The sequence below is a fragment of the Candidatus Hydrogenedentota bacterium genome, assembly GCA_012523015.1.
In the GTDB taxonomy this organism is placed as follows: Bacteria; Hydrogenedentota; Hydrogenedentia; order Hydrogenedentales; family CAITNO01; genus JAAYBJ01.
On the sequence record JAAYJI010000173.1, the window covers coordinates 1 to 1,879 of the forward strand.

The following is a 1,879-nucleotide window of genomic DNA, read 5'->3' on the forward strand; positions in this document are numbered from 1 at the left end:
GGTTAAACCGGTAACATTGGCTAAGGAGGAGAGGTTGAGCACCTGTCCTATTCTTCCTGCACATAGCCCCAGGAAGCGCGTGAATGTAGTTTTAATACGGATCTGATTTGACGGGGGTTCATTTTATACATATTTGCATTCCGAATGTAAATATACATAAATAATGGAGCAATTGTGCAAATGAACAACTCCTTCTATCGCATCTTTCCAGAATTCGTCCATCGTGACCACATATTTCGGATGCTGATCGATAAAGGTGTTAGCTGTGCGTTGTATGTTGGTCTTGCAATCATCTTTTTAGGGTCATAACCATAATAAATCATCAACTCGTCAATGCGCTGCCAATGTATGTATCGGTTGAAAAAATGCTACTCTTTAACCCTTTCTCGTTCTATAACCTGCATTTTACCGGAGCTTTCAATCGCTTTGAGCGCGATATCTTTTACCGTTTTTTCGGAGTTATCGGCTTTGGAAGCGGCTTCTTTTAGTTGAACCTCCATCTCTTTTATTTTTGCCTCCAGGCTTTTCACCTGTTGATCTTTGAGATTGAGTAACCCTTGCGTTTCTTTTGACTGCAACTCTCTCTCGTACTTATAAATGGTTTGCAGACGGGTTTCTGTTTCGGTTCGCGCATTTTGCGACGCTTCGGCTAATTGCGCCGGAAAACGTTCTGATGCAGAGCGCAACGATTCCAATTCATTTTCACTTTCCAACAGGGACTTCTCACGCTCGGCAAATTCTTTTTCAAACAACAGACGTTGCTCTTTCAACTCGTTGTCCTGGCGAATTTTCTTCTGATTGTATTCATCCTGTTCCTGTTTCCGCTTTTGTTGGGTAGCATAGGTATATTCTTCTTCCTCGCGCTTACGGAGTTTAGAGATGGTTTCCTTTTCGGCTTTCAAATTTTCGTCGTGAGCACGCGTTTCTTTTTCCCACTGTGCACGCGTTTCGGCTATTTGCAAAGTGAGTTGTTCTTTCCGGGCTGCCATCTCCTGTTCAAACTGCTCCTTCTGTTCTTTCTGGGCCAGCAAGAGTGCCGAGAAAGAATCGGCCGTGGCTGAAAGGCCATACAAATCATCAAGGCGTTTTTCCTCAATACTTATGGCATTTTGGATGGTTTCCAGCTTCTTCCGTTCCTCTGTCAATTCAGAGGCCACGGTTTCGAGCGAAGAGGTGAATGCCGCTTTTATCCTGCCAATCTCATTGATAATGGCTTCGCCCGATGCCTCAGATGCCTTTATCAGCGTTTGCGTGTTCTCCGTGCGTTGCTGCACCTCGCGCGGGTTGTCGTTTGACTTTTCTTCTACTTTTTTCAGCAGTTTTTCGTATGCTTCCAAAATTTGTGCTTTGGTGTTCTTTTCTGATACTGTTCTTTCCATATCGTGTTTATTTAAAAATAGGTAATTACGTTCACTCCGAAAAATGGATTTTGACAACTGTCCAATTCATCACTCGTTTAATTCCAATAGTTCATTCTTATCAAAATCACCTGAAAAAAAGTTTCAGTGTAAACCCGTAATTGATAGCACTGTAAATTGATCTTTTACACACGACAAAAATAGTGTTTTTTATCGAATATGAAAGGAAACACAACTACAGTTTCCATTCAATAGTTCAATCAAAACGCCCACAATGGCAATAAAAAAGCACTTCATCAACAGGGTAAAGAACTTTTGTAGGCGGACTGCTCATGATGACGTAGCGCCTCCGCCTCAGGGTTGGCAGCATTTTGCCGGTTTATTATCTGCTGACTGCCGGCGAGAGCATCCACTCACTGGCCGAAACAACAGACACCCCTTGGGGTAGTTCTGTCTGATCTCATCCACATTCGTAAGCCTGTAACGAACCACGATATCACGGTAAAGAATATCCTGAAACA

The 1,879-nt window shown here is 42.9% G+C and carries 1 protein-coding gene; it reads right to left on the reverse strand.

Annotated elements, in window-relative coordinates; all coding sequences use genetic code 11:
* Positions 1-368 precede the first annotated feature (368 nt).
* Positions 369-1,379, reverse strand: a complete 1,011-nt coding sequence (locus GX117_07725; GenBank protein ID NLO33227.1) for a hypothetical protein — start codon at positions 1,377-1,379, stop codon at positions 369-371.
* Between the last annotated feature and the right edge of the window lie 500 nt (positions 1,380-1,879).